Raw genomic sequence first — 19397 nt, 5'->3', positions numbered from 1 at the left:
GCCGTCATCGTCACCCAGGACAACAACGGCCGCGCCCACGCCTGGAACGTCGTCAACCACAACGGCAAAATCACCTACGTCGACGCCCAAACCGGCAGGACCAGCGACAAGCCCCTCCACGACGGCAGCAACGGCGTCCACGCCATCCCCCTCGACGCCAACCGCCGCCCCACCGCCCCCACACCGCCCGAGCACCACCCCGGAGGCCACGACCGCCCCACCGACCATGACCGCCGGCCGGCCGCCGAGCCCGCCGGCGCCGGCGAAAAGCGCAAACACCCCGGCGAAGCGTCCGACATCGAGCGCGACGACCAGCGGCATCCGGTGCACGGCGAGCGGCCCGGCACCCACCAGGACGGCCTGCCGCCGGACGACGCCCAGGACCGGCTCCGGGCGAACGAGAACACTCCCGTCCACCAGATCCAGCACGACGTCCTGGACCGCCAGATGCGGGACTGGGCCAACGACGGGAGCCTCGCCCGCGTCCTGCAGGCCGCGGCCGGGGACCGGCCCGGCACGGACGGCCCGGTGCGGCTCAATGCCGACCAACTGGCCCACCACCTGGACGGGTTCAACAACCTGAACCGCGGTGAGCGGATGGCCGTGGTCGCCACCCTCGGCCGGCTCAGCCACAGTTTTCACCAGGAATACGGCGTCCACTCGAACCCGGTGAACGACGGGAAGAGCTCGGCCGGTGCCGAACTGCACGAGCGGGCCGCCGCCAACAGGATGAACGCGCTGCTGCGCAACGTCGAGAACCCGAGTGACAATATCGGCAAACACGGTCCGGACCCGACCGGCCGGAATTACGCGGTCATCGAGGTCCACGGCCCCAATGGCGTTGAATACGTCGTGGATTCCTCGCACCCGAAGCACGGGGACGAACCGGGGAAACACTCCGAGAAGAACCTCGGCACCTGGCTGAAGGAAGCGAACCGACTCTCCGGGAACAAGTACACCCTGGCCGGCCTGTATACGGAACGCGAGCCGTGCGGCGACAAGAAGGGCGCACTCGGCAAGCACAACTGCTCCGACTACTTGATCAAACTGGCCAAGGAGCAGGGCGGGGGCCAGCAGGTCCCCGTCTACTACAGCACGGTCTACCGCACGGACGCAGACGTCGTACAGGAGCGGAACCGGATCCGCCAGGAGGAAATGAAGGCGGCCCGCGAGGAACTGGGCGTACGGAAACTCCCCAAGGAAAGGCTTCGGGAAATCGACGACGAGGTACGCGCCCGTGTTCCGGATTCACCGGCGATGGTGGAACAGGACCGCCAGTTCGAGGAGCGGATCGACCGCATGCGGAACCTGTGGAGCGTTATTGCCACCCAGGTATAGGCTCGGCCACCCGAGGGAGCGCGGCGGCGCCGGGCCGTCGCAGGTCGTCGGCCAGTGGCGAACGTCAGCAAGTCGTCAGCTTGTGAAGGGACATGATGTCGAGCCCCGGGAATGCCTATGCGGACGTCCGCGCCGATGACGCCGTCGAGCGGATCCTCCAATGGTGGCGCGACGGGGAGCGGGAGCCGGTCGCCGAACTGGTAGGGGCGCCGGAATCCGGCCGGACGCGGGTACTGCGACGGGTCCATGACGCCCTGCCGGCCGCGGTGTGGGTGGACGCCACCGGCCTCACCGCCGAGGAGGTGCTGCAGCAGGTGCTGTCCGCTGCGGGAGTGGAGTCCCCGCCGCACCGCCGCGCGGGGTGGCGCGGGGAACTGCGCACGTCGGACCTCGGCGAGCGCCCGGTGTTCCTGGCCAACACGCACCGGGCGGGCCGCACCCGGAGCTCCGCCCAGCCCGACCGCGTGGCCCGCATCCTGGCACGCGACCTGGCGCTCACGGCCCGCACCAAGGTCGTGGTGGAGGCCGATCCACCGGCCCGGACACCCAGGATCCGGGGCCTGTTGGCGCTGCACCTGCAACCGGGGACACCGGCCGAAGCTCCACCTTCCTCCGTGCCGCCCGCCGTACAGGCCCTGGCACTGGCCGAACTTCCGCGGACCCCGTTGGCCGTATGGCGCGAGCTGGCCGACGTCTTCGGCGTCCAACTCCCCGGCGAGGACGACTCGTTGGCGGAATTCGCCGGAGAATTCCCCGACCTGCTCACCGTCGAGGGCGCCCAGGTCTCCTTCCTGGACGAGCGGATCGCCCGCCGGATCCGCCGGGGCCTCGACGAGGAGCGGTTCCGCGCTGCCGGCGCCCGACTGGTGGACCGGCTGACGGACCGGCTGACGGCGCCGGGGCACCTCACCGGCCCGGTCGGGGAGTACGCCGCGCACGCCCTTCCTATGCACGCCGTACGGGCGGGCCGGTTCGACGACGTGCAGCGCACCGGCGAGGTCCTGGCGCAGCTGGACCAGGTGGCGCTGCTGGACGCCGCGAACTACCGGTCGCCGCGCGCCCTCGACCGGAACTCACCCGCCGGCGACGCCGCCAACCTGTGGCTGAGCGGTGTCGATTCACTCCCTCCCGGCACCTGGGCGTCCTGGCTGCACCTGATGAGCACCGTACGGGGCGACACCGAGGTCGCGGCCGGTATCGAGCGCTCGGGCGTCCCCCTCCCCTGGAAGGTCCGCTGGGCACACTGGCGTCCACCGGGCGGCTGGGACCTCGCACACCTGCAACCGGGCCCGCTGCAGTCGCTCACCGACGTCACCGCCGAGATGCCGGCCGCCGACGGCCGGCACGTGGTGGCCGGTCTGGGTGCCTGGGACCGCCGGGTGCGGATCTGGAACGCCGCGACCGGAGAGCAGCTCGGCGGCCCGTGGCCCGACGGCGTCCCGCAACCGGCGCAGTCCGAGCCGCTCTGGCCCCGCGACCGCGACCCCCGACTCACCCCTTCCTGGGTACAGTTGACGAGCTACGGCATCGAGCCCGAGCTGCTGACCGACGCCGTGCGGGTGGACGCCCCGGACGGCCCGGACGGTCCCCACGCGCTGCTGGTGGTCGCCGGCCTGGGCGGTATTTTCGCCGTGGAGCCCGCGCACCCGCATCCGGATCCGGACCACTCGGAGGATGCGGCGGATGCGGCGGATGCGGGAAGCCCGGCGGGCCTGGACGTCCTGGGCGACATCCACGGCGAGCCGTTCTTCGCACCGTTCGGCCGGGTCGACGGCGGCACGGACTGGCCCGCGCCCGATCCCGCCGTCCTGGAGGAGCTGTTCGGACCAGGCACCGTGCAGCGGGCCCCGGCCGACGCGCTGCCGGACGGGTTGCGGGACGAGACGGCCCGCCGGCTGCTGACGGAGACCGGGCTACCGGCGTTCCGCGGCGCGGAGATGCGACTGACCGCGCTCGCCGAGGAGCCGCTCGTCGAGCTGTCGGCGGAGGAGGTCTGGGAGTTCACGGAGGACGAGGACGTGCCCGAGTCGGCCGGCCGGGGCGCGTACTACCGGCTCGGCGTCTGGGGCGGCTTCCCGCTCGTCGTCGACGGCGAGGGCGGCGGCGTCTACGCGGTCCCCGCCGAGGAGGGCTACGGGTACGAGCAGCCCCTCGTCGCAAGCAGCCTGCCCACCTTCGTGGCGATGCTCCAGGGGTACGTCCTGGGGCGGTGTCTCCTCCCCATGGCCGCCGGCCGCGCCGAACGCGAACGCATCCGGTACCTCATCGAGACCGACCTGGAGTCGATCGACGAGGAGGGGGCGGAGTCCCCGGCCTGGACGGACACCCTCGACGACGAGACCGACTGACCGCGCCCGCGCCCTGCTGCACCCCGCTCTCCTGCGCCCACCCGCTCCTGGGCCCCCCGAGGCGGGGTGACGCCCACGAAGGACGGCCGGCCACCATGTGACCGGCCGTCCTTCGCACTGCCGAATGCTCAGCCCTGCCGTGCGGCGGCGATCTGCCGGGACATGATCGTGGTCAGCTCGTACGCGGTGTGCGAGGCGGCCACGGCCGTGATCTCGGCGTGGTCGTAGGCCGGCGCGACCTCGACGACGTCGGCGGAGACCAGGTTGCAGGAGGAGAGCCCGCGCAGGATCTCCAGCAGCTCGCGCGAGGTCATGCCGCCGGCCTCGGGGGTGCCGGTGCCGGGGGCGTGCGCCGGGTCCAGGCAGTCGATGTCGATCGAGATGTACAGCGGCCGGTCACCGATGCGCTGCCGCAGTTGGTCGGCGACCTCGTCGGCGCCGCGCCGGTAGATGTCCGAGGACGTGACGATGCCGAAGCCCATCTTCTCGTCGTCGGTGAGGTCCTTCTTGCCGTACAGCGGCCCGCGCGTGCCCACGTGGGAGAGCGCCGAGGTGTCGAGGATGCCCTCCTCCACGGCGCGGCGGAACGGCGTGCCGTGGGTGTACTCGGCGCCGAAGTACGTGTCCCAGGTGTCGAGGTGCGCGTCGAAGTGCAGCAGCGCGACCGGCCCGTGCTTCTTGGCGACGGACCGCAGCAGGGGCAGCGCGATGGTGTGGTCACCGCCGAGCGTCATCATGCGCGCGCCGGTCCCGAGAAGGTCGTCGGCGGCCGCCTCGATGGTCTCGACGGCCTCGTTGATGTTGAACGGGTTCGCCGCGATGTCACCGGCGTCCGCGACCTGCGCCAGCGCGAACGGCGACGCGTCCTGCGCCGGGTTGTACGGGCGCAGCAGCCGCGACGCCTCACGGATCGCGTTGCCGCCGAAGCGGGCACCGGGGCGGTAGGAGACGCCGGTGTCGAAGGGCACGCCGACGACGGCCACGTCGGCCCGGCCGCCGACCTCGTCCAGGCGGGGCAGGCGGGCATAGGTGGCCGGCCCGGCGTAGCGGGGGATGCGGGAGGAGTCGACGGGGCCGACGGGCTCGTGGGAAGCGCTGGCTGCGGTGGTCATGAGGCGAGGGTAGGGACGCCGAGGCCTCCCGCCCATGGACATTTCCACCATGGAACACGATGTCGCTTCGACATTTCGTCCACCGCGACCGGTGTCCGTGCTCCCGTCTGTCCGGGGTACGGAACTCCCCCGCCCCGGAACATACGTCCGGGCACAATGGCGCTATGCCGATAGCCTCCGCAGCCGCCGTTCCGTCGCGCGCCGAACTCGTCGACCATCTCGTCCGCACCCGGATCGCCGGGGAGGTCGCCACCCCCCGGGAGAACAACCTCTCCCACTACCGCAAGCTCGCCAACGGTGACCGCTACTTCTGGTTCGGCCTGGAATTCGGCGACCGGTGGGCCGACGAGCAGGACGTCCTGGCCGTGATGGCGGAGCGCTGCGGGGTGAGCGACGACCCGCACCACCGGCAGGGCCAGGACACCATCGACCCCGAGCTGACGGTGGACGCGTTGGAGCGGGCGGCGGCGCTGCTGCGCAAGGCGGCGGCCGGTGAACAGCGGGTGCTGTTCGCGACCGGCCACCCGGGCGGCCTGCTCGACGTGCACCGCGCGACCGCCTCCGCACTCCGCGCCGCCGGCTGCGAGATCGTCGTCATCCCGGACGGGCTGCAGGCGGACGAGGGCATGGTCTTCCAGTTCGCCGACGTGGCGATGCTGGAGCGCGGGGCGACGCTGTGGCACACCCACTCCCCCGAGCCGATGGCCGCGATCCTCGACGGGCTGGAGCGGGCCGGCCGCCCGCTGCCGGACCTGGTGGTGGCCGACCACGGCTGGGCGGGCTGCGCGGCCCAGCGCGGCCTGGACGCGATCGGCTTCGCCGACTCCAACGACCCGGCCCTCTTCCTCGCCGAGGCCGAGGGCACCCTCCAGGTCACCGTCCCCCTCGACGACCACGTCCGCAGCCCCCGCTACTACGACCCGCTGACGGCGTACCTGCTGGACGCGGCCGGGCTGTCCTGAACGGTCCGGCCGTACGGGCCTAGGCTTCCCGCGCCGCGGAGGTGAGGGACATGTCCGCGTAGCGCTCGCCCGCCACCTGCCCGGCGATCGGCTCCAGGAGGGCCAACTGCTCGGCGGTCAGGGTAATCCGGGTGGCCGCGGCGTTCTCCAGCAGGCGGCTGCGCTTACGGGTCCCGGGGATCGGCACCACGGTCAGGCCATGCACCTCGGCCCGGTGCTGCACCCAGGCCAGCGCGATCTGCGCGGTGGTGGCGCCGTGTTCGGCCGCGATCTTGTGCAGGGGCTCCAGCAGAGCGGCGTTCGCCCTGGCGTTGTCGCCGGTGTAGCGCGGCAGCAACTGCCGGAAGTCGCTGCCGGAGAGCTCCTTGCCCGCGTCGGTGAAGGCCCCGGTCAGAAATCCCCGGCCGAGCGGCGAGTACGGCACGAAGGCGACCCCGAGCTCGGCGGCGGCGCCCACCGCGCTGCGCTCGACGTCCCGGCTGAAGACCGACCACTCCGTCTGCAGGGCGGTGATCGGATGCACGGCGTGCGCCTCGCGCAGCTCGGCACCGGTGACCTCACTCAGCCCCAGGTACTTGACCTTCCCCTCCCGCACCAGTTCGCCCATGGCACCGACGGACTCGGCCAGCGGAACGGCAGGATCGCGCCGGTGCATGTAGTAAAGGTCGATGACCTCGATGCCCAAGCGGCGCAGACTGCCCTCAACGGCCTTCCTGACGTAGCCGGGATCGTTGCGGATGGCCCGGTAGTCCGGGTCGTCCGCCCGGTACTCGATGCCGAACTTGGTCGCCAGGGTGATCTCGTCGCGGTGCGCGGCGACGAACGGCGCGAGGAACTCCTCGTTCGCCCCGATGCCGTACATGTCGGCGGTGTCGATGAGCGTGACGCCCGCCTCGACGGTCGCCTCCAGGGTCTCGCGGGCCGCCGCGTCGTCCGTCTGCCCGTAGGCGGCACTGATGCCCATGGCCCCGAAGCCCTGGACCCCGACAAGGGGTCCGCCGGCGCCCAGCTCGACCTCCCGGATCTGCTCGATGCGGTTGCTCGTTATGGCGTTGTTCGCGATGGCATTGCTCATGATGGCACTCAGGCCCTTTCCGACGCCCGGGGGGCGCCCGCATAAAAGTCGATCTTGGCGTCGAGTACGACGAGGGTGTCCTGCAACTCGGCCATCCGCACCACGACCTCGCGCCGGGTCCGCTCCAGAATTTCCCGCCGCTCGTCAAAGGTGTCCTCACCCCGCTGCACCAGCTCCGCGAAGTGCACCATGTCCGCGACCGGCATCCCGGTCATCCGCAGCCTGCGCACGAAGGCCAGCCAGTCCAGATCCCGGTTGCCGAAGCGCCGCTGCCCGTTGTGCGACCGCTCCACGTCCGGCAGCAGCCCGATCTCCTCGTACCACCGCAGCGTGGGCGCACTGAGCCCGGTGTACGCCGCCACCTCACTGATCGTGTAACGGTCCTGGCCGTCGGGCCGCGGATGCTCCGTCCCCGCGGCCACACAAACGTCCACGGGCGGGGAGGTCACGGACGTGCTGTCGATCACCGTCATGCCGGCAACGTTAGGACCTTCAAGTGCACTTGAAGCAAGCACGCTGCGGCGCCCCCTGGACCTGCCACCTCCGCCGGACCGAAGGAGACACCCCCGTCGCCGAACGGTGGTGACGGGGGCCGGTGATCCCTGGGCGTGCGGCTGGGCGAGTGGCCTCGCGTACGCAGTCGCGTCAGCGCGCCGCTTTGGTGTGCGGATGACGGCGGATCTCGACGTTGCAGTCGGACACCTTCGACCTGTCCCCTACGGCGTAAGCTCCCGCACGCTGGACAGCCAGGGCACCACACACATCGCACCCGGCAACCGGCACCGGATCCGACGACGGTCCCGACGGCGGTTCCGACAGGTGAACAGGTCGGCACGTGCGGGGCATCAGCCCACCACCTCCGCCGCGGGCGTCCCTGCTCGAACGAAGCAGGGAGTTCGAGGGCCCTCGGCGGCAAGGACATACGGGCGGACCAGGGCCGAGTCCTCCCCACGCAAGAGCCCCGAATGCCGCACGGGCACTCGGGGAAGTGTGAGCCCCGCGTCATCGCCGCGCTCGCAGCGGGGTGCGCCGCCGCACCTCGGGGTGGGCAGTGCAGCAGCCGACCGGTGGCAGCCGCGGGCGGGAAACACCCACCGCAGCAGCCGGATTAAGCAGCGCGCGGTAGCGTTGGTCATGCTGTCAACTCCCTTGTAGCTGATGGCCACGCCCCCGGACGCATGCACCGCGTCGCGGGGGTCCTTCGTCGTCAGGGGAGGGGGGCCTCTCCTCGCTCTAGGCAACTCCGTCACTACGGCAAGCGGTACCGTTGATCTGCCAGCGGCGTTTAAGAGCTTTAAGTGCTCGTACACACCGGGGAGTTGATGGCTAGTGGGCACGCGGGAGCCGAACCGGCATCTTGAACGGCTTTACCGGCAGACCGGCTGGACGCTGCGGCAGTTCGCCCAAGCGGTGAACCGAATCGGCACCGAGCGCGGAACTCCGCTCAAGTATCGCGAGCCATCGGCCCATCAGTGGCGTCGAGGGCACATGCCGAAGGAGGAGGTCAGGCCGCTGATCCTGGAGGCCCTGGCCCGGAAGCTGGGGCGCCCGGTCACTCATGCCGAGGCGGGATTCCCAGCCCCCGCCGGTAACCCGGGCGCCGCTCCGCGTACGGTTGACGGGCTGCTCGATCTCGGGCGGGAAGACATGGACCCCTCACGTCGCAGCGTTCTCGGAATAAGCCTCTTCTCCGTCGCGCTGACCGTACCCAATTGGCCCGATGTGGTGGGTCGAATGGACACAATTCAAACCGGCCAGGCCCGGCGCATCGGCATGCCCGAGGTCAATATGGTCGTTGCCATGACCGAACGGGTGTCAGAGCTCGACGACCAGTTCGGAGGGCGCCATGCCCGCCCGATGGCCGCGGCCTTCCTGGTGAACACAGTGGCCCCTTATCTGCGGGCGGAGGCCTCGGAATCCGTACGCAAGGAAATGATGTCGGCCGCCGCTGATCTGTGTTACCTCACCGGGTACATGGCAGTGGACGAAGGAATTCACGGACTTGCCCAACGGTATTACCTCAAGGCGCTGGAACTCGCCGGAGCGGCGGAGGACCACCTGACGTACTGCACCACGCTGCGAGGGATGAGCGTTCAGGCCGTTGACCTGAGGCACGGCCGACAAGCAAAGCGGCTCGCCGACGCCGCCGCTGCCGCGTCTCCCCAAGCCGGCCCTCGCATGCGGGCATTCCTCGCCGGCCAGCAGGCGCACGCTTCCGCTCAAATCGGCGAACACGGTGACGCCTTGACGTACCTGCGAGAGGCCGAGGTGGCCATGGACAAGGCCGAATGCCGAGGGAAGGCATTCGGCTCGTATGATCCGGCCGCCCTGAACTACCACATCAGTCAGGTCCGGTACGAACTCGGTGATGTCGCCGGCTCCATCAAAGCCATGCAGGAATCGGACAAGGTGCGCTACAGCGTCTACCGTCGCGCTCGCGTGCGGCACCGCGCCACGCTGGCCGAGCGCCAACTCGAAATCGGTCATCTGGAAGCGGCTTGCGCGACCTGGAATCTCGCCCTGGACGACTACCCAATGGTTCAGTCGGGTCGGGCCGATCAACGCATGAAGACCATGTTCAGGCTCATCCGTCCCCACCTGAAAAACCACGCCGCGCGCCAACTCTACGAACGCGCCCGCCTCGTGGCTCCGGCCTCGCTCCTGACCTAGCGCGAAGGTCACCGCTCCGGCGGGCGGGAAAGGAAATATCAGCTGGCACTCATCCCACGTTCAGGCCATTCACTTGCCCGGTCGTACATCGAATTGATCTTTCGCGACGCCTTGAGGAAGGAATGGTCAACGTACCCATCGCCTGACCGCGACCGGCGATTGCCCTTATCCATGATCAGCTGCCGCGTCATCTCAGAGGAATCTTCACCGAACGCATAGACAACGGTGTCGGCCTCCTCGGCGATCTTCCTGAAAAAGACCAGTGCGGCCACCGCGTCACCTCCGTTGCCGCCGTCGACGAAGGACCTCGCCGCGGCGTGGCCCTACCGTAGAGCTCGCTGCGATCGCCGCGGTAAGGGGCTTCGCCGCAGGGGCGGATGTGTCGCCGGACGGGCATGACAGCATGCGGTCATGCCTGTCCCGCACCCCAATGGCGAGTACGCGATCACCACGATGTACTCCGTGCCCGACGACGCCTGGTACTTGGAACTGGACCTCGTCGCCAAGCAACGCAACCTTGTGACGGCGATCGTGCCCGACGAGGACCCTGCGCGGGAACCGACGGTGTGTTTCAACCCCCGTGGGGAACACCTGGACGTCCCGTACGAGGTCATGCGCTGGTTCATGGACCAGGTCGAGGAGGAGATCCGCAACTCCCGCGCCTGGATGCGGCTGCGACCCGAACTCGTCGAGGTCATCCACCAATTGCGCCAGGAGCATCTGGGTGCCATCGGCGATGACGACTTTCCTCAGGTGCTGGCGGAAGTGAGCGCCGCAGTCCCCGAGGCCGACCTCCCAGCGGTCCTCGCGGCCGCCTTCGGCCGGAAGCCGGACGGCACCACCGTGGACCACACACCCGCGATCCGGCCCGCGGATGACCAAGCGGCCGGCACCTGAGGCCGTACAACCTCAACAAGACGCGACCGCGGCCACTGCCCGGCCACGCCCGCCCCCGCCCGGCCGTGCTGCCCCGCCCCCCTACCCCCGCGGCACCCGCACGACACCCTCCTGGATGACCGAGACCGCGAGTTGGCCGTGTTGGGTCCAGATGCGGGCCTGGCCCAGGCCGCGGCCGCCCGAGGCGGAGGGGGATTCCTGGTCGTAGAGGAGCCACTCGTCGGCGCGGAAGGGCCGGTGGAACCACATGGCGTGGTCCAGTGAGGCGCCGACGACGTCGCCGACGGCCCAGCCGCCGCGGCCGTGGGCGAGCAGGACGGAGTCCAGCAGCGTCATGTCGGAGACGTAGGTGGCCAGGCAGACGTGCAGCAGGGGTTCGTCGGCGACCTTGCCGCCCGCCTTGAACCAGACCTGGGAGCGCGGGGCGCGCGGCTGCCCGACGGTGCCCCAGGGCGGCGTGTCCGCGTACCGCAGGTCGACCGCGGCACGGGCCTCGACCAGCCGTTCGGCGATGTCCGCCGGGAGGTGCCGGGGCAGCATCTCGGCGGCCGTCGGCAGGGATTCCGGGTCGGGCGCGGCCGGCATGTCCGTCTGGTGGTCCAGCCCCTCCTCGTACTCCTGGAAGGAGGCGGAGAGGTGGAAGATCGGCTGGCCGTGCTGGACGGCGACGACCCGGCGGGTGGTGAAGGACCGCCCGTCGCGGATCCGGTCGACGGTGTAGACGATGGGCGCGCCGGGGTCGCCGGGGCGCAGGAAGTACGCGTGCAGGGAGTGCGGCGGCCGGTCGGCGGGGACCGTGCGGCCGGCGGCGACCAGTGCCTGGGCGGCGACCTGGCCGCCGAAGACCCGGGGCACCAGCGCCGCCCGGCTCTGGCCGCGGAAGATGTCCTGCTCGATCCGCTCCAGGTCGAGCAGATCGAGCAGGGACCGGAGTGCGTCGTTCACGTGCCTGGGCCCCAACGGCCTTACAGGCCCATGGACTTGGCGATGATGGACTTCATGACCTCGCTGGTGCCGCCGTAGATGCGGTTGACGCGGTTGTCGGCGTACAGGCGGGCGATCGGGTACTCGTTCATGAAGCCGTAGCCGCCGTGCAGCTGGAGGCAGCGGTCGATGACGCGGTGGGCGACCTCGGTGCAGAAGAGCTTGGCGGAGGCGGCCTCGGCCGCGGTCAGCTCGCCGGCGTCCAGCGCCTCCAGGGCGCGGTCGGCGACGGCCTCGGCGGCGTCCACCTCCGCCTGGCAGGCGGCCAGTTCGAACTTGGTGTTCTGGAAGGACGCGACGGTCTTGCCGAAGACGGTGCGGTCCTGGACGTACTGCTGCGCGAACCGGACGGCGGCCTTGGCCTGCGCGTACGCGCCGAAGGCGATGCCCCAGCGCTCGGAGGGGAGGTTCTGGCCGAGGTAGTAGAAGCCCTTGTTCTCCTCGCCGAGCAGGTCCTCGACGGGGACCTTGACGTCGACGAAGGCCAGCTCGGCGGTGTCGGAGGTGCGCAGGCCGAGCTTGTCGAGCTTGCGGCCGATGGAGTAGCCCTCGGACGTGGTGTCCACGGCGAAGAGGGAGATGCCGTGGCGGCGGTCCTCGGCGGTGGGCGCGGCGGTGCGGGCGCAGACGATGACGCGGTCGGCGTGCACGCCGCCGGTGATGAAGGTCTTGGAGCCGTTGAGGACGTAGTGCGTGCCGTCCTCGCTCAGCTTGGCGGTGGTCTTCATGCCGGCGAGGTCGGAGCCGGTGCCCGGCTCGGTCATCGCCAGCGCCCACATCTCCTCGCCGGAGACGAACTTCGGCAGGTAGCGCTTCTTCTGCTCGTCGGTGGCGAGCATCTCGATGTACGGCAGGCCGAGGAGGACGTGCACGCCGGAGCCGCCGAAGGTGACGCCGGCGCGGGCGGTCTCCTCGTACATCACGGCCTCGAACTTGTGCGAGTCGATGCCGGCGCCGCCGTACTCCTCGGGCACGCGGATGCCGAAGACGCCCAGCTCGGCGAGCTTGTAGTAGAACTCGCGCGGGACCTGGCCGGCCGCGAACCACTCGTCGTGGACCGGTACGACCTCGGCCTCGATGAAGGCTCGTATGGTCTCGCGGAACGCCTCGTGGTCCTCGTTGAACACCGTACGGCGCATGGTTACGTCGCCTCCTCCAGGTCACCGGCCCAAATGCCAGACCAAGCACTGTCTAAGCGCTTGCTCAGGCGAAAGCTACCGGCCGGTCACCTGGACTGTCCAGACCTCGACGACAAGGTGTGCGGCAGCGCACTACGCGCCCGCGGCCACCGGCCCCCCGGCCACCGGTCCACCCGCCGCCGGCGCCCCGGCCACCGCCCCGAAGGCCCCCAGCGCCAGCCGGTGCAGCAGCTCCGCCATCTCCGTGCGGCCCGGCAGGGCGCCGGGGCGGCCCAGGTGGGGGGTGGAGTTCAGCAGACCGAAGACGGCGTGCACGGCGGCCCGGGCCTGGGACTCCGAGGGGCCCGGGTGGACCCGACGGACGACCTCCACCCACAGCTCGACGTACTGCCGCTGGAGCTGGCGCACCCGCTTGCGGTCGGCCTCGCGCAGCCGGTCCAGCTCGCGGTCGTGCACGGTGATCAGCGGGCGGTCGTCCAGCGCGAAGTCGATATGGCCGTCGATCAGCGCGTGCAGCACCGCCTCGGGGTCCTCGCCGCCCTCCGCGACCCGCATCCGGCCGCCCGCGAGGAGCCGTTCACTGATCCCCACCAGCAGCTCGGCGAGCATCGCGTCCTTACCGGCGAAGTGGCGGTAGAGCCCGGGGCCGGAGATGCCCACGGCCGCCCCTATCTCGTCCACGCCGACGCCGTGGAACCCGCGCTCGGCGAAGAGCCGGGCGGCCTCTTTCAGGATCTGCTCGCGGCGGCTGGTCGGGGCGGGGGCCTGCGCATTACTCATGCCGTCGATTGTAGACAGCCGGGTTAGTGGTCGTTAACCTGAAGGAAACGACGTTAACGCCCATTAACCCGGATGCCCGGCGGCCGCGCACCGCGGCGGCCGGGCGGACGACCGAGCAAGGGGGCTCGTAGTGATGGAGCAGGCACCGGTGCTGGGAGGCGACGGGGCGTCCCTCGGCCGGAGTCCGAGGGACGATCCGGCCTCCGACTCCTGGCGGGCCAACGAGGCCGCACACCGCGAGCTCGCCGCCGAACTCCGCGAACGGCTCGCGGCGGCCCGGCTCGGCGGCGGCGAGAAGGCCCGGGCGCGGCACACCGCCCGCGGCAAGCTGCTGCCCCGCGACCGGGTCGACGCCCTGCTGGACCCCGGCTCTCCGTTCCTGGAGCTGGCACCGCTCGCCGCGGAGGGCATGTACGACGGGGCCGCGCCGGCCGCCGGGGTGATCGCCGGCATCGGGCGGGTCTCCGGCCGCGAGGTGGTGATCGTCGCCAACGACGCCACGGTCAAGGGCGGCACGTACTACCCGATGACGGTCAAGAAGCACCTGCGCGCCCAGGAGGTGGCCCTCGACAACCACCTGCCGTGCGTCTACCTCGTGGACTCCGGTGGCGCCTTCCTGCCGATGCAGGACGAGGTGTTCCCCGACCGCGAGCACTTCGGGCGGATCTTCTACAACCAGGCGCGGATGTCCGGCGCCGGCATCCCGCAGATCGCGGCCGTCCTCGGGTCGTGCACGGCCGGCGGCGCGTACGTCCCCGCCATGAGCGACGAGGCCGTGATCGTCCGCAACCAGGGCACGATCTTCCTGGGCGGGCCGCCCCTGGTGAAGGCCGCCACCGGCGAGGTCGTCACCGCCGAGGAACTGGGCGGCGGCGAGGTGCACTCCCGCACCTCCGGCGTCACCGACCACCTCGCCGAGGACGACGCCCACGCCCTGCGCATCGTCCGCACCATCGTCTCCACACTCGGCGAGCGGCCCGCGCTGCCCTGGACGGTGCGGCCCGTCGAGGAGCCCGCGGTCGACCCGGCCGGGCTGTACGGCGCGGTGCCGGTGGACTCCCGGACGCCCTACGACGTGCGGGAGGTGATCGCGCGGATCGTGGACGGCTCGCGGTTCGCCGAGTTCAAGGCCGAGTACGGCACGACGCTGGTCACCGGCTTCGCGCACCTGCACGGCCACCCGGTCGGCATCGTCGCCAACAACGGCATCCTGTTCTCCGAATCCGCCCAGAAGGGCGCCCACTTCATCGAGCTGTGCGACCAGCGCGGCATCCCCCTGGTGTTCCTCCAGAACATCTCCGGCTTCATGGTCGGCCGGGACTACGAGGCGGGCGGCATCGCCAAGCACGGCGCGAAGATGGTCACGGCCGTGGCCTGCACCCGGGTCCCCAAGCTCACGGTCGTCATCGGCGGCTCGTACGGCGCCGGCAACTACTCCATGTGCGGCCGGGCCTACTCCCCCCGCTTCCTGTGGATGTGGCCCAACGCCAAGATCTCCGTGATGGGCGGCGAGCAGGCCGCCTCGGTCCTCGCCACCGTCAAGCGCGACCAGATGGAGGCCCGCGGCGAGGAGTGGAGCGCCGAGGAGGAGGACGCCTTCAAGGCCCCCGTCCGCGCCCAGTACGAGTCGCAGGGCAACGCCTACTACGCCACCGCCCGGCTCTGGGACGACGGCGTCATCGACCCGCTCGAAACCCGCCAGGTCCTCGGCCTCGCCCTGACCGCCTGTGCCAACGCCCCCCTGGGCGAGCCGCAGTTCGGCGTCTTCCGGATGTGAGAGGAATGCCCACGACCATGTTCGACAGCGTCCTGATCGCCAACCGCGGCGAGATCGCGGTCCGCGTCATCCGCACGCTCCGTACGCTCGGCATCCGCTCCATCGCCGTCTTCAGCGACGCGGACGCCGGGGCCCGGCACGTCCGCGAGGCCGACACGGCCGTACGGATCGGCCCGGCCCCGGCCGCCGAGAGCTATCTGTCCGTGGAGCGGCTGCTGGACGCGGCCGCCCGCACCGGCGCCCAGGCGGTCCACCCCGGCTACGGCTTCCTCGCCGAGAACGCCGCCTTCGCCCGGGCCTGCGCCGAGGCGGGCCTTGTCTTCATCGGCCCGCCGGCCGACGCCATCGAGCTGATGGGCGACAAGATCCGCGCCAAGGAGACGGTCCGCACGGCCGGCGTCCCGGTCGTCCCCGGCTCCTCCGGCAGCGGCCTGGACAACGCCCGACTGGCCGCCGCGGCACGGGAGATCGGCATGCCCGTCCTGCTCAAGCCGTCCGCGGGCGGCGGCGGCAAGGGCATGCGGCTGGTCCGCGAGGAGGCGCTGCTCGCCGAGGAGATCGCCGCCGCCCGCCGGGAGGCCCGCTCCTCCTTCGGCGACGACACCCTCCTCGTCGAGCGCTGGATCGACCGGCCCCGGCACATCGAGATCCAGGTCCTGGCGGACGGCCACGGCACGGTCCTCCACCTCGGCGAGCGCGAGTGCTCCCTCCAGCGGCGCCACCAGAAGATCATCGAGGAGGCCCCGTCGGTCCTGCTGGACGAGGCGACCCGGGCCGCGATGGGCGAGGCGGCCGTGCAGGCGGCCCGCTCCTGCGGCTACCGCGGTGCCGGCACCGTCGAGTTCATCGTCCCGGGCAAGGACCCCTCGGCGTACTACTTCATGGAGATGAACACCCGCCTCCAGGTGGAGCACCCGGTCACCGAGCTCGTCACCGGCCTGGACCTGGTGGAGTGGCAGCTGCGGATCGCCGCCGGCGAGCACCTCCCCCACGCCCAGGACGACATCACCCTCACCGGGCACGCGGTCGAGGCCCGGCTCTGCGCCGAGGACCCGTCCCGCGACTTCCTGCCGACCGGCGGCACGGTCCACTCGCTCCACGAGGTCGACGGGGAGTGGGGGTCCCCCCTGCTTGAACGAAGCCGAAAGCTTGGGGGAGTGCGCACCGACTCCGGCCTCACCGAGGGCGGCGAGGTCGGCAGCCGGTACGACCCGATGCTCGCCAAGGTCATCGCGTACGGCCCGGACCGGGCGAGCGCACTGCGCCGGCTGCGGGCCGCGCTGGCCGACACCGTCACCCTCGGCGTGACGACCAACGCCGGGTTCCTGCGCCGGCTGCTGGCCCACCCCGACGTGGTCTCCGGCGAGCTGGACACCGGTCTGGTGGAGCGGGAGGCGGCCGGTCTGGTCGAGGCGGGCGTCCCGGACGAGGTGTACGCGGCGGCCGCGGCGGTGCGGCAGGCCGCCCTCGCGCCGGCGGTGGACGCGGCCGGCTGGCGCGACCCGTTCGGCGCGCCGAGCGGCTTCCGGCTCGGCGGCCGGCTCGCCCCGGTGCGCCACTGGCTGCGGGTGCCGGGCCACGATCCGGTGGCCCGCGAGGTCCTGCCCGGCGGCCCGGAGGACACCGCCGAGGTCACGCCGGACCACGTCCGGATCACCCTCGACGGGCTGGTGCACACCTTCCACCGCAGCGGCGACTGGCTCGGCAGGGACGGCGACGCCTGGCAGGTGGCCGACCACGACCCGGTGGCGGCCGCACTGCGCGGCGCCGCCGGGGCGCACGGCGCGGACACCCTGGCCGCCCCGATGCCGGGCACCGTCACGGTCGTCAAGGTCGCGGTCGGCGACGAGGTCACCGCGGGCCAGGGCCTGCTGGTGGTGGAGGCGATGAAGATGGAACACATGATCTCCGCCCCGCACGCCGGGACGGTGACCGAGCTGGACGTGACGGTCGGCACGACCGTCGCCATGGACCAGGTGCTGGCCGTGATCGCACCCCTGGACAGCAGCGACGGCGCCGGCGACACGGACGGCACCGACGGCTCGGACGGCACGGACGGGGAGGTGGCGTCATGACCGTCACCGGACTGCCGATGGAGGTCGCCGCGGAGGGCCTGCCCGCCCGCGTGCGCATCCATGAGGTCGGCGCGCGCGACGGCCTGCAGAACGAGCAGACCGTCGTGCCCACGGAGATCAAGGCCGAGTTCGTCCACCGGCTCGTCGACGCGGGACTGCCGGTGGTGGAGGCGACCAGCTTCGTGCACCCCAAGTGGGTGCCCCAACTCGCCGACGCTGAGCAGCTGTTCCCGCTGCTGGGCGACCTCGACCCGCACCGGCTGCCCGTCCTGGTGCCCAACGACCGCGGCCTGGACCGGGCGCTGGCGCTGGGCGCGCGCCGGATCGCGGTGATCGGCAGCGCCACCGAGTCGTTCGCCAAGGCCAACCTCAACCGCACGGTCGACGAGTCACTGGCGATGTTCGCCCCGGTCGTCGCCCGCGCCAAGGAGGCCGGGGTGCACGTCCGCGGCTATCTGTCGATGTGCTTCGGCGACCCCTGGGAGGGCCCGGTGCCGGTCGCGCAGACGGTGCGGGTGTGCCGGGCGCTGCTCGACATGGGCTGCGACGAGCTGAGCCTGGGCGACACCATCGGCGTGGCCACCCCCGGCCACGTCCAGCACCTGCTCGCCGCCCTGAACGAGGCGGGCGTCCCCACCCCGAAGCTGGGCGTGCACTTCCACGACACCTACGGGCAGGCGCTCGCCAACACCCTCGCCGCGCTGCAGCACGGCGTCACCACCGTCGACGCGTCGGCGGGCGGCCTCGGCGGCTGCCCGTACGCCAAGAGCGCCACCGGCAACCTCGCCACCGAGGACCTCGTGTGGATGCTGCACGGCCTCGGTATCGACACCGGCGTCGATCTCGACCGGCTCACCGCCACGAGCGTGTGGATGGCCGGTGTCCTGGGCCGCCCGAGCCCCTCGCGCACCCTGCGTGCCCTCTCCCACAAGGAGTGACCATGTCACTGGACCACCGTCTGCCCGAAGAGCTGGAAGAACTCCGGCGTACGGTCGAGGCGTTCGCGCATGACGTCGTCGCCCCGAAGATCGGCGAGTACTACGAGCAGCATGCGTTCCCGTACGAGATCGTGCAGGAGATGGGGCGGATGGGCCTGTTCGGCCTGCCGTTCCCCGAGGAGTACGGCGGGATGGGCGGCGACTACCTCGCCCTCGGCATCGCCCTGGAGGAGCTGGCCCGGGTCGACTCCTCGGTGGCGATCACCCTGGAGGCGGGCGTCTCGCTGGGCGCCATGCCCCTCTACCGCTTCGGCACGGAGGAGCAGAAGCGCGAGTGGCTGCCCAAGCTGTGCAGCGGGGAGATGCTCGGCGCGTTCGGCCTGACCGAGCCGGACGGCGGCTCGGACGCCGGCGCGACCCGCACGACCGCGGTGCGGGACGATGGGGGCACCTCCCGCTCGAGCGGAGCCGAGAGTGGGGGAGAATGGGTGATCAACGGCAGCAAGTGCTTCATCACCAACTCCGGTACGGACATCACCGGCCTGGTGACGGTCACCGCGGTCACCGGCCGCAAGGCCGACGGCTCCCCGGAGATCTCCTCGATCATCGTGCCGTCCGGCACCCCCGGCTTCACGGTCGCCGCCCCCTACTCCAAGGTGGGCTGGAACGCCTCGGACACCCGGGAGCTGTCCTTCTCGGACGTCCGGGTGCCGGCCGGCAACCTGCTGGGCGAGGAGGGCCGCGGCTACGCCCAGTTCCTGCGGATCCTCGATGAGGGCCGGATCGCCATCGCGGCGCTGGCCACCGGCCTGGCGCAGGGCTGTGTGGACGAGTCGGTGAAGTACGCGAAGGAACGTCACGCCTTCGGGAAGCCGATCGGCGCCAACCAGGCGATCCAGTTCAAGCTCGCCGACATGGAGATGCGGGCGCACACCGCCCGGCTGGCGTGGCGGGACGCCGCCTCCCGGCTGGTGCACGGCGAGCCGTTCAAGAAGGAGGCGGCGCTCGCGAAGCTGTACTCCTCCGAGATCGCGGTGGACAACGCCCGCGAGGCCACCCAGATCCACGGCGGCTACGGCTTCATGAACGAGTACCCGGTGGCCCGCATGTGGCGGGACGCCAAGATCCTGGAGATCGGCGAGGGCACCAGCGAGGTGCAGCGGATGCTGATCGCGCGGGAGCTGGGCTTCTAGCTCCCGTTCTGGGTCCCTTAGAGGGCATCTGATCTCGGTAGTTGGTGTTTTGGGATGTTCTTGTGACTGCTGGTGAGGGTGGTCGTTGCATGTCGTGTGAGTGCTCGCC

At 71.2% G+C, this 19397-nt stretch carries 16 protein-coding genes; 9 read left to right on the top strand and 7 right to left on the bottom strand.

Going from position 1 to position 19397, the window contains the following annotated elements; all coding sequences use genetic code 11:
* Together AB0E02_RS38480 and AB0E02_RS38475 are read left to right on the top strand one after the other, a co-directional pair.
* A partial coding sequence (locus tag AB0E02_RS38480) for a nucleic acid/nucleotide deaminase domain-containing protein (protein WP_362149178.1) occupies positions 1-1338 on the top strand: 1338 nt, incomplete at its 5' end.
* Positions 1339-1433: 95 nt separating this feature from the next.
* Positions 1434-3686 carry an SUKH-4 family immunity protein gene (locus tag AB0E02_RS38475; protein WP_362149175.1) on the top strand — a complete coding sequence of 751 codons (2253 nt, stop codon included), beginning with the start codon at positions 1434-1436 and terminating at the stop codon, positions 3684-3686.
* A 128-nt stretch (positions 3687-3814) separates the two neighbouring features.
* Here AB0E02_RS38475 and speB read toward each other — a convergent pair whose 3' ends face one another.
* Entirely contained in the window at positions 3815-4798 is a 984-nt protein-coding gene (gene speB / locus AB0E02_RS38470; RefSeq protein WP_265362660.1) for an agmatinase, read from the bottom strand.
* Between the two features lie 164 nt (positions 4799-4962).
* On the opposite strand from speB, the gene AB0E02_RS38465 reads away from it, so the two are divergent.
* Positions 4963-5760, top strand: coding sequence for a phosphatase (locus AB0E02_RS38465; RefSeq protein WP_362149171.1), 798 nt, complete (start codon positions 4963-4965; stop codon positions 5758-5760).
* A 19-nt stretch (positions 5761-5779) separates the two neighbouring features.
* Here the strand turns inward: AB0E02_RS38465 and AB0E02_RS38460 are convergent, their stop codons facing one another.
* Both AB0E02_RS38460 and AB0E02_RS38455 read right to left on the bottom strand, forming a co-directional pair.
* Positions 5780-6835: an aldo/keto reductase gene (locus AB0E02_RS38460; RefSeq protein ID WP_362149168.1), complete on the bottom strand. Its 1056-nt coding sequence runs from the start codon at positions 6833-6835 to the stop codon at positions 5780-5782.
* Positions 6836-6843: 8 nt separating this feature from the next.
* A complete protein-coding gene (locus AB0E02_RS38455; protein ID WP_362149165.1) occupies positions 6844-7308 on the bottom strand; it encodes a MerR family transcriptional regulator in 465 nt (154 codons plus the stop codon).
* A gap of 856 nt (positions 7309-8164) precedes the next feature.
* Here AB0E02_RS38455 and AB0E02_RS38450 point away from each other — a divergent pair.
* Positions 8165-9505, top strand: a complete 1341-nt coding sequence (locus AB0E02_RS38450) for a tetratricopeptide repeat protein (protein ID WP_362149162.1) — start codon at positions 8165-8167, stop codon at positions 9503-9505.
* A gap of 38 nt (positions 9506-9543) precedes the next feature.
* Here AB0E02_RS38450 and AB0E02_RS38445 read toward each other — a convergent pair whose 3' ends face one another.
* On the bottom strand, positions 9544-9777 hold the full coding sequence (locus AB0E02_RS38445) for a hypothetical protein (protein ID WP_362149159.1): 234 nt from the start codon (positions 9775-9777) through the stop codon (positions 9544-9546).
* 139 nt (positions 9778-9916) lie between these two features.
* On the opposite strand from AB0E02_RS38445, the gene AB0E02_RS38440 reads away from it, so the two are divergent.
* On the top strand, positions 9917-10402 hold the full coding sequence (locus tag AB0E02_RS38440) for a hypothetical protein (RefSeq protein ID WP_362149156.1): 486 nt from the start codon (positions 9917-9919) through the stop codon (positions 10400-10402).
* An 81-nt stretch (positions 10403-10483) separates the two neighbouring features.
* Here the strand turns inward: AB0E02_RS38440 and AB0E02_RS38435 are convergent, their stop codons facing one another.
* The 3 genes from AB0E02_RS38435 to AB0E02_RS38425 form a co-directional block, all read right to left on the bottom strand.
* Positions 10484-11347 carry an acyl-CoA thioesterase II gene (locus AB0E02_RS38435; protein ID WP_362149154.1) on the bottom strand — a complete coding sequence of 288 codons (864 nt, stop codon included), beginning with the start codon at positions 11345-11347 and terminating at the stop codon, positions 10484-10486.
* A gap of 20 nt (positions 11348-11367) precedes the next feature.
* Positions 11368-12525, bottom strand: a complete 1158-nt coding sequence (locus AB0E02_RS38430) for an acyl-CoA dehydrogenase family protein (RefSeq protein ID WP_362149151.1) — start codon at positions 12523-12525, stop codon at positions 11368-11370.
* A gap of 132 nt (positions 12526-12657) precedes the next feature.
* Complete coding sequence (locus tag AB0E02_RS38425) at positions 12658-13305, bottom strand: TetR/AcrR family transcriptional regulator (RefSeq protein ID WP_362149148.1); 648 nt, start codon at positions 13303-13305, stop codon at positions 12658-12660.
* A 133-nt stretch (positions 13306-13438) separates the two neighbouring features.
* Between AB0E02_RS38425 and AB0E02_RS38420 the strand changes: the two genes are divergently transcribed.
* From AB0E02_RS38420 to AB0E02_RS38405, 4 genes are read left to right on the top strand one after another with little or no spacing between them, the layout of a single operon-like run.
* Positions 13439-15082: a carboxyl transferase domain-containing protein gene (locus tag AB0E02_RS38420; protein ID WP_362149145.1), complete on the top strand. Its 1644-nt coding sequence runs from the start codon at positions 13439-13441 to the stop codon at positions 15080-15082.
* 17 nt (positions 15083-15099) lie between these two features.
* Positions 15100-17157, top strand: a complete 2058-nt coding sequence (locus AB0E02_RS38415; RefSeq protein WP_362149142.1) for a biotin carboxylase N-terminal domain-containing protein — start codon at positions 15100-15102, stop codon at positions 17155-17157.
* Entirely contained in the window at positions 17154-18095 is a 942-nt protein-coding gene (locus tag AB0E02_RS38410; RefSeq protein WP_362149139.1) for a hydroxymethylglutaryl-CoA lyase, read from the top strand. The genes AB0E02_RS38415 and AB0E02_RS38410 overlap by 4 nt, the downstream gene beginning before the upstream one ends.
* An 8-nt stretch (positions 18096-18103) precedes the next feature.
* Complete coding sequence (locus AB0E02_RS38405) at positions 18104-19288, top strand: acyl-CoA dehydrogenase family protein (protein ID WP_362149180.1); 1185 nt, start codon at positions 18104-18106, stop codon at positions 19286-19288.
* Positions 19289-19397 lie beyond the last annotated feature (109 nt).

This window comes from Streptomyces sp. NPDC048196, assembly GCF_040652715.1.
GTDB lineage: Bacteria > Actinomycetota > Actinomycetes > Streptomycetales > Streptomycetaceae > Streptomyces > Streptomyces siderophoricus.
This window is presented reverse-complemented; position numbering and strand designations above follow the sequence as displayed.

Coding starts and splice junctions, on each gene's coding strand:
- AB0E02_RS38455 (WP_362149165.1), bottom strand. CDS start 7,308: ATGACGGTGATCGACAGCACGTCCGTGACCTCCCCGCCCGTGGACGTT.
- AB0E02_RS38425 (WP_362149148.1), bottom strand. CDS start 13,305: ATGAGTAATGCGCAGGCCCCCGCCCCGACCAGCCGCCGCGAGCAGATC.
- AB0E02_RS38475 (WP_362149175.1), top strand. CDS start 1,434: ATGTCGAGCCCCGGGAATGCCTATGCGGACGTCCGCGCCGATGACGCC.
- speB (WP_265362660.1), bottom strand. CDS start 4,798: ATGACCACCGCAGCCAGCGCTTCCCACGAGCCCGTCGGCCCCGTCGAC.
- AB0E02_RS38430 (WP_362149151.1), bottom strand. CDS start 12,525: ATGCGCCGTACGGTGTTCAACGAGGACCACGAGGCGTTCCGCGAGACC.
- AB0E02_RS38460 (WP_362149168.1), bottom strand. CDS start 6,835: ATGAGCAATGCCATCGCGAACAACGCCATAACGAGCAACCGCATCGAG.
- AB0E02_RS38465 (WP_362149171.1), top strand. CDS start 4,963: ATGCCGATAGCCTCCGCAGCCGCCGTTCCGTCGCGCGCCGAACTCGTC.
- AB0E02_RS38420 (WP_362149145.1), top strand. CDS start 13,439: ATGGAGCAGGCACCGGTGCTGGGAGGCGACGGGGCGTCCCTCGGCCGG.
- AB0E02_RS38410 (WP_362149139.1), top strand. CDS start 17,154: ATGACCGTCACCGGACTGCCGATGGAGGTCGCCGCGGAGGGCCTGCCC.
- AB0E02_RS38440 (WP_362149156.1), top strand. CDS start 9,917: ATGCCTGTCCCGCACCCCAATGGCGAGTACGCGATCACCACGATGTAC.
- AB0E02_RS38415 (WP_362149142.1), top strand. CDS start 15,100: ATGTTCGACAGCGTCCTGATCGCCAACCGCGGCGAGATCGCGGTCCGC.